Annotated in this window: 7 protein-coding genes; 3 read left to right on the plus strand and 4 right to left on the minus strand. The window is 36.8% G+C overall.

The features are described 5' to 3' along the window. The first annotated feature begins 137 nt into the window (after window positions 1-137). Window positions 138-824, plus strand: a complete 687-nt coding sequence (locus tag HAW63_03590; protein ID MBE8163050.1) for an FHA domain-containing protein — start codon at window positions 138-140, stop codon at window positions 822-824. A 12-nt stretch (window positions 825-836) separates the two neighbouring features. Further along, entirely contained in the window at window positions 837-1727 is an 891-nt protein-coding gene (locus HAW63_03595) for an alpha/beta hydrolase (GenBank protein ID MBE8163051.1), read from the plus strand. Here HAW63_03595 and HAW63_03600 read toward each other — a convergent pair. From HAW63_03600 to HAW63_03615, 4 genes are read right to left on the minus strand one after another with little or no spacing between them, the layout of a single operon-like run. Continuing rightward, window positions 1724-2599: an SPFH domain-containing protein gene (locus tag HAW63_03600; protein ID MBE8163052.1), complete on the minus strand. Its 876-nt coding sequence runs from the start codon at window positions 2597-2599 to the stop codon at window positions 1724-1726. The two genes, HAW63_03595 and HAW63_03600, sit on opposite strands and share 4 nt — an antisense overlap. A 20-nt stretch (window positions 2600-2619) precedes the next feature. Continuing rightward, on the minus strand, window positions 2620-3348 hold the full coding sequence (locus tag HAW63_03605; protein ID MBE8163053.1) for a succinate dehydrogenase/fumarate reductase iron-sulfur subunit: 729 nt from the start codon (window positions 3346-3348) through the stop codon (window positions 2620-2622). Between the two features lie 26 nt (window positions 3349-3374). Then, window positions 3375-5303, minus strand: coding sequence for a fumarate reductase/succinate dehydrogenase flavoprotein subunit (locus HAW63_03610; GenBank protein MBE8163054.1), 1929 nt, complete (start codon window positions 5301-5303; stop codon window positions 3375-3377). A 14-nt stretch (window positions 5304-5317) separates the two neighbouring features. Next, the gene (locus HAW63_03615; GenBank protein MBE8163055.1) at window positions 5318-5980 is read right to left on the minus strand and encodes a hypothetical protein; all 663 of its coding nucleotides are present in this window, start codon (window positions 5978-5980) and stop codon (window positions 5318-5320) included. Between the two features lie 171 nt (window positions 5981-6151). Here HAW63_03615 and HAW63_03620 point away from each other — a divergent pair. After that, on the plus strand, window positions 6152-6766 hold a 615-nt coding region (locus HAW63_03620; GenBank protein MBE8163056.1), incomplete at its 3' end, for an electron transfer flavoprotein subunit beta/FixA family protein.

Raw genomic sequence — 6766 nt, forward strand, 5'->3', positions numbered from 1 at the left:
AAATAACCCTCTTTTGCCTTATTAATTATTCATTTACCCAATCACTTTTTAGACTAGGAAATTTTTTAACACATTTACCCCCTTCATACAACTTCTTTTTTATTGGCAAAACCCCTTCTCCAGAGTATTTTATACCCATGAGCTTTTATTTTGTTATTCAATCTGGCCCTCTAAAAGGGGCTCACTACAAAGTGAGTCCTAACATCACCTTGGGCAGAGACTCCAGCAACGATATACTTATTAAAGACCCCCATGTCTCTTCCCTACACGCTCAAGTGCTTCAAAAGAAGGAAGGGCTATATCTAATCAATAAAAGCGTAAAAAATAAAATTCGCACTAATGGTCAAAAAACAGAATCGCTGCTGTTAAAAGAAGGGCTACTTTTTCAACTAGGAAAAACAGAAATTCAGGTCGAAAGAGCAACCAACGACACCCCCGCTCCCGTAGAGCAAAAAACCTGGGGGCAATTGCTGTATGACAACCTTAGTGAAAAAAACTTTACCAATGCAGCTGTCGCCAAAAGTATAACAGCCCTTACCCCCATGGTAAGGTTAACTTTTATCACTGGTTTGCAAAGAAAAACACAGTGGTTATTAGGTTATGGCCCTCGGCACATAGGCCCTAGCTCTTATGACCTACCTATTGTCGGAGATAATATTCCCGACTTGTGTTTTAGTATTGTGCAAAAAAATAAGGTTCCCTTTTTTCAAACTAATCATCCAGATAAGGTGTTGTTTAATAAACAAAGTGTTAGCACCGCCGCCTTGCAAGATCGAGATATTATTTATATAGATAAAATTAAAATTGAAATTCATCTACTATAATTTTTTTATGCTATGAACCAAAAACAAAAAATAAACCCCGTTCCTGTAGTTAAAAAGCATTTTAAAAGCTTTGACCAAACTTCCATTTATTATGAGGTGCGCGGAACAGGAAAGCCTGTTGTGTTTGTTTATGGCATCGGCTGTTTAATGAATCACTTTATTTATCAAACTTTTTATTTAGCACAAAATTATCAAGTAATAAGTATTGATTTAAGAGGTCATGGTAAGTCGGCCTCTCCAAAATTAAAAAAGAATGTATCTATTTCTGCTCTTGCTAAAGATATTGAGTTTTTGTTAAAAAAACTAAAAATTACTAATGCGCATTTTGTTGGTCATAGTTTTGGCTGTAGTGTTTTGTTGGAAGCTTATAAACAAAATAAAAATTCATTTAAAAGCTTAAGTTTAATTAATGGCTTTGCCTCTAACCCACTAGACGGCATGTTTTATTCTAAACAATTAGCGCAAGAGCTTTATGAATATATCAATCGCTTTTCTAAAACATTGCCAGAAAGCTTTAGCTTACTTTGGGAAAGTGTTATCGATAATCCTTTAAGCCCTTATTTGCTTGCTTTGCTGGGAGGCTTTAACCCTCACGCTGTGGAAAAAAAAGATATTGAAATTTATATCCAAGGGCTTGCTTATATTAACCAAGAAATATTTTTTAAACTATTTAACGAAATGATTAAAGCAGACTATTCCAATTTACTTAAAAAAATAAAGGTTCCGACCTTAGTTATTGCCGGAAAAAAAGATCCACTTACCCCTTTAGAAAAACAGAAAACTATTAGTAAGGCTATTGCTAACAGTACGCTGTTTATTTTTGAAGACGGCAGCCACTGCACACAATTAGATTTTCCTAAAGAACTTAGTAATATTTTACAAAACTTTATTAATAAGGTTTAATCTTTTATAACTGTTATTGCAGAAAGCAATTGCTCGCGAATGTCGCCCACACCACCAGCGCCACCAGGAAGCATAATCGTGTTGGTTTTTCCATGAGCTGTCATTTTTTCTAAAGTTTCTAAATACTGGGTTGTTAAAATTAAATTTGTTGCTGCTTCAGAGTTTAAGCCTGCTTGTTTTAAGCTTGCCATAGAATCTTCCATTCCTTTTGCAATGGCCATTCGTAATTGCGCATAACCCTCACCGGTTAATCGCTTACTTTCGGCATCAGCTTCGGCTGCTTTTACCACGCGAATTTTGGAGGCATCGGCTTCGTTGGTGGCTGCTACTTTATCTCGAGCAGTGGCGTTAATTTTATTCATCGACTCTTTTACTAATGTGTCTGGGTCAATATCTGTTACCAGGGCCGTGGTAATGGAGTAACCAAAATCATCCATAGAGTCAGACAAGCTCTCTTTAATCGCATCTGCCACTGTTTCTTTATTGGCAAACACTTCGTCTAACTGCATTTTTGGAATTTCTGATCGCACGACATCAAAAATATAGGCTCTAATTTGTCTTGTGGGGTCATCCAATTTATAAAACGATTCGTAAATTTTATTAGGCATAATAAAATACTGAACAGACACTTGCGTTCTTACAAAAACATTGTCTTTAGTTTTGGTTTCAATTTCTACATCTAGCTGATTAATTTTTAAATCTTGAGTGGTTACAATTTTGTCAATAACAGGTATTTTAAAATGAAGCCCCGCTTTTGCAACGGTGGAAAATTTACCTAGCCTCTCTACAATTTTTGCCGTTTGTTGAGAAACCAAATACCAAGCATCAAAAAATATTAAAAGAACTATACCTATAAAAAATAAACTAAACATCTATATACCTCGGTTTTTATTTATAACAACGATTTAAAAAATTCGCAATTCATTTTTGTAATAACATCTAAAGAAATTTCTTTAGGGCAAACGGCAGAGCAAACTCCTGTGTTAGTGCAAGATCCAAATTGCTCTTTATCCATTTGTGCAACCATGCGCTTGCTTCGTTCTTTTTTTTCTACTTGCCCTTGGGGTAATAAAGCTAATTGGGCTAACTTAGCCCCTACAAACAAACTGGCCGAAGCATTTTTACAAGCAGCCACACAAGCTCCACAACCAATGCAGGCTGCATAATCAAAAGCTTGGTCGGCTTCTTTTTTTCCAATTAAAATGCTGTTAGCATCTTGAGCGTTACCCGTATTAATTGAGGTGTAACCCCCTGCTTGTTGAATTCTATCAAAAGCACTTCTATCAACAATTAAATCTTTAACCACAGGAAAGGCTTTTGCTCTAAAAGGTTCTACAAAAATCGTTTCTCCATCTTTAAAAGTGCGCATATGCAACTGACAAGTGGCCGTTCCCATTTCTGCACCGTGAGGAATGCCGTTAATCACCAAAGAGCAGGCGCCGCAAATTCCTTCGCGACAATCGTTATCAAACTCCACGGCAGATTTATTTTTTTTAATAAAATCTTGATTAACAATGTCTAGCATTTCTAAAAAAGACATTTCGTCAGAAATATTTTTTGCTTCGTAGGTAACAAACTTTCCCTTTGCGTCTGGGTCTTTTTGTTTCCAAAGTTTTAAAATGTAGTTTTTCTTTTTCTGTTCCACGGTTACTTATAGCTCCTAGTGCTTGGTTTTATTTTTGTAAACTCTAAATTTTCTTTATGTAATTGCCATTCCATATTTTTAGATAAGCTTTGTTCTGCTTTATATTCGTAAGCAGAAACATGGCAAAAATCTTCGTCGTTTCGCAAAGCCTCGTTTTCTTCAGTTTGATGCTCTTCCCTAAAGTGTCCACCACAAGACTCCTCTCTTTGCAAAGCGTCTTTGGCCATTAACTCTCCCAACTCTAAATAATCGGCCACGCGACCGGCTTTTTCTAGCTGGTAGTTTTTACTTTTATCGTCGCCAGTAACTTTTAAATTATTGTAAAACTCTTCTCGTAGTTTTGGAATTTCTATTAAGGCTTTTTTTAACCCTTCAGCGTTTCTAGACATTCCTACATTTTCCCAAATGACAGCCCCTAAGTCACGATGAAATTCTTCTACTGTTTTATTTCCTTTAATGGATAAAAAATTAGCCGTTTTTTCTTTCACTGTATTTTCTGCTTCTTTAAATGCTGGGTGACTTACAGAAACTTCTTCTAAAGAGGTCGAGGCTAAATAGTTGCCTAAAGTATACGGAATAACAAAGTACCCATCTGCTAAACCTTGCATTAAGGCCGATGCCCCTAAGCGATTGGCTCCGTGGTCAGAAAAATTTGCCTCCCCTAAAACATGCAAGCCAGAAATAGTGCTTTGTAAATTATAATCTACCCACAAACCTCCCATAGTATAATGAGAGGCGGGATAAATACGCATCGGCTTTGCATACGGGTTGTCTCCTGTAATTTTTTGATACATATCAAATAAGTTGCCGTATTTATCGGCAACCGCTTTTTGTCCCGCTCGGTTAATAGCAGATTTAAAATCTAAATAAACGGCTTGGCCTCCTTTTAAAGCAGAACGATGCTCGTCCACTCGAAATTTTGCTTGGCGAGAGGCAACATCTCTAGGCACTAAGTTACCAAAGCTTGGGTAAATTCTTTCTAAATAATAATCCCTTTCTTCTTCTGGAATAGTATGTCCTTGCCGTGTTTCATTGCTGTTTTTAGGAACCCATACTCTTCCGTCGTTGCGTAAAGATTCTGACATTAAAGTTAATTTAGATTGGTGGTCGCCAGAAACAGGAATACAGGTGGGATGAATTTGCGTAAAACAAGGGTTAGCAAAACTCGCTCCCTTTTGGTGACATCGCCAAGCGGCCGTAGCATTGGAGTTTTGTGCATTGGTAGAAAGGTGAAATACATTTCCATACCCACCCGTAGCTAATAAAACGGCATGCCCACTATAAGATTCTACCTCGCCATTAATTAAATTGCGAACCACAATTCCTCGAGCTTGTTCTTTAATAGTTACCAGCTCTAACATTTCTCGGCGTGTAAATAATTCTACATTTTTTAAATCCACCTGCTTCATTAATGCAGAGTAAGCGCCTAATAATAACTGTTGTCCTGTTTGTCCTTTGGCATAAAAAGTTCTAGAAACTTGCGCCCCTCCAAAAGAACGATTGCTTAATGTTCCCCCGTACTCTCTGGCAAATGGAACGCCTTGAGCTACACATTGGTCAATAATAGAATTAGAAACTTGCGCTAGCCGATAAACATTGGCTTCGCGAGCGCGAAAATCTCCTCCTTTAATAGTGTCGTAAAATAAACGATCTACAGAGTCGCCGTCGTTGGGATAATTTTTTGCAGCATTAATTCCGCCTTGTGCCGCAATGGAATGCGCTCTTCTGGGGGAGTCTTGAATGCAAAATATTTTTACCTTGTAGCCCATTTCTGCTAAAGAGGCCGCTGCAGAAGCGCCTGCTAAACCCGTGCCTACTACTAAGATTTCAAACTTTCTTTTATTAGAGGGGTTTACTAGCTTAATATCAAACTTATGCTTTTCCCATTTGTCTTCTAAATTTCCAGAGGGAATATTTGAATTTATTTTCATACCAAGCTCCTAACTTACGAAAATTGAACAAACATAAAAATTACCTGTGCAAAAAAACTAAAGCTAACAAAAACAGAAAAGGTCCAACTTAAAATATTTAACAAAGTTTCGGGATGATAAATGCCAAAAGTTTTTAAAGAGGCCTGTAAACCATGGGCAAGGTGAAAGCCTAAGACTCCAATGCTTAACATATAAAAAATCATAATTATGGGTTCTTTTAAAAAAGAGCCCACAAGAGCAAAAAGATTGTCCATTTCTAAGCCAGAGTATGTTACGTGAATCTCTTCTCCAAAACGCAAAGTCACTAAGTGACCAACAATAAATACTAATACAATTATTCCTTGCCAAAACAAACTACTGCGCAAAAGAGAAGTTCCTCTTTTGCCTCTTGGCGTTTTTGCATACTGGCCACCTTTGGCTTTTTTATTATAAATACTAACTACAATGGCCAATATTAAATGCGTTAAAAAAACAACAAGCAAGCCCATCTCTATAATTGGAAAAATAGACATGCTAGTTAAAGAGTGGCTATAAGAATTATAGGCCTCTGGACCAAAAAATATTAAGTAGTTTCCCAAAGCGTGGGTAAACATAAACCCGCATAATGCCAAGCCAGCTACTCCCATTAATTGCTTTCGACCAATACTGGAAAAAAAATAAGACATTATTTTTGACATAGCAAAACTCAAACTAGTGTTAACTTTTTAATTATTCTATGGCCTTGATTTTCACCATACAATTTCTTATATATTGTATTGATATATAAATAATGACAAGCATAAATAGTAAGATTATTATTAAACCCTCTTTGTTAAGTGAAAAATAAACTAACTAGTAGTGAGGAATGTATGAAAATCACCGTTTGCATTAAGCAAGTTCCTGATACAGAAGCCAAACTGGAAATCAATAACGCCTCTACCAATATTGACGCAACAAATATTAAGTGGAGCATTAACCCTTACGATGAATTTGCCATTGAAGAAGCTTTGCAAATTAAAGCTTCCACCCAGGCCAGCGTAGAGGTTATTAGTGTAGGCCCAAAGTCTAGAGTAACTGATGCTCTTAGAACTGCGCTAGCCATGGGCGCAGATACTGCAATTTGCGTGGATACTCCAGAGGATATGTTTTTAAATAGTTCTATGGTGGCCCAAGCTATTGCGGCGGTTTTACAAAAAAAAGATTTACCCGATTTAATCTTTACAGGAAAGTTGGGCATTGATTATAATTTTGGCTTAATGCTTTTTCGGCTAGGACAAGAGCTAAATATGCCTGTGCTTTCGGGAGTCAGCCAGCTAGAGCTAAAAGACAAAACACTTAAAGCCACTAAAAAAATAGATGGAGGGGTAAAGCAAGAGTACTCGCTTAATTTGCCGGCTATTATTGGTGCAGACAAAGGTTTAAATACTCCTAGATACCCTAACCTTCCAGGAATAATGAAAGCAAAAAGAAAACCCATTGAAGAA

This window comes from Pseudobdellovibrionaceae bacterium (assembly GCA_015163855.1).
Classification (GTDB): Bacteria; Bdellovibrionota; Bdellovibrionia; order Bdellovibrionales; family UBA1609; genus JAAOIH01.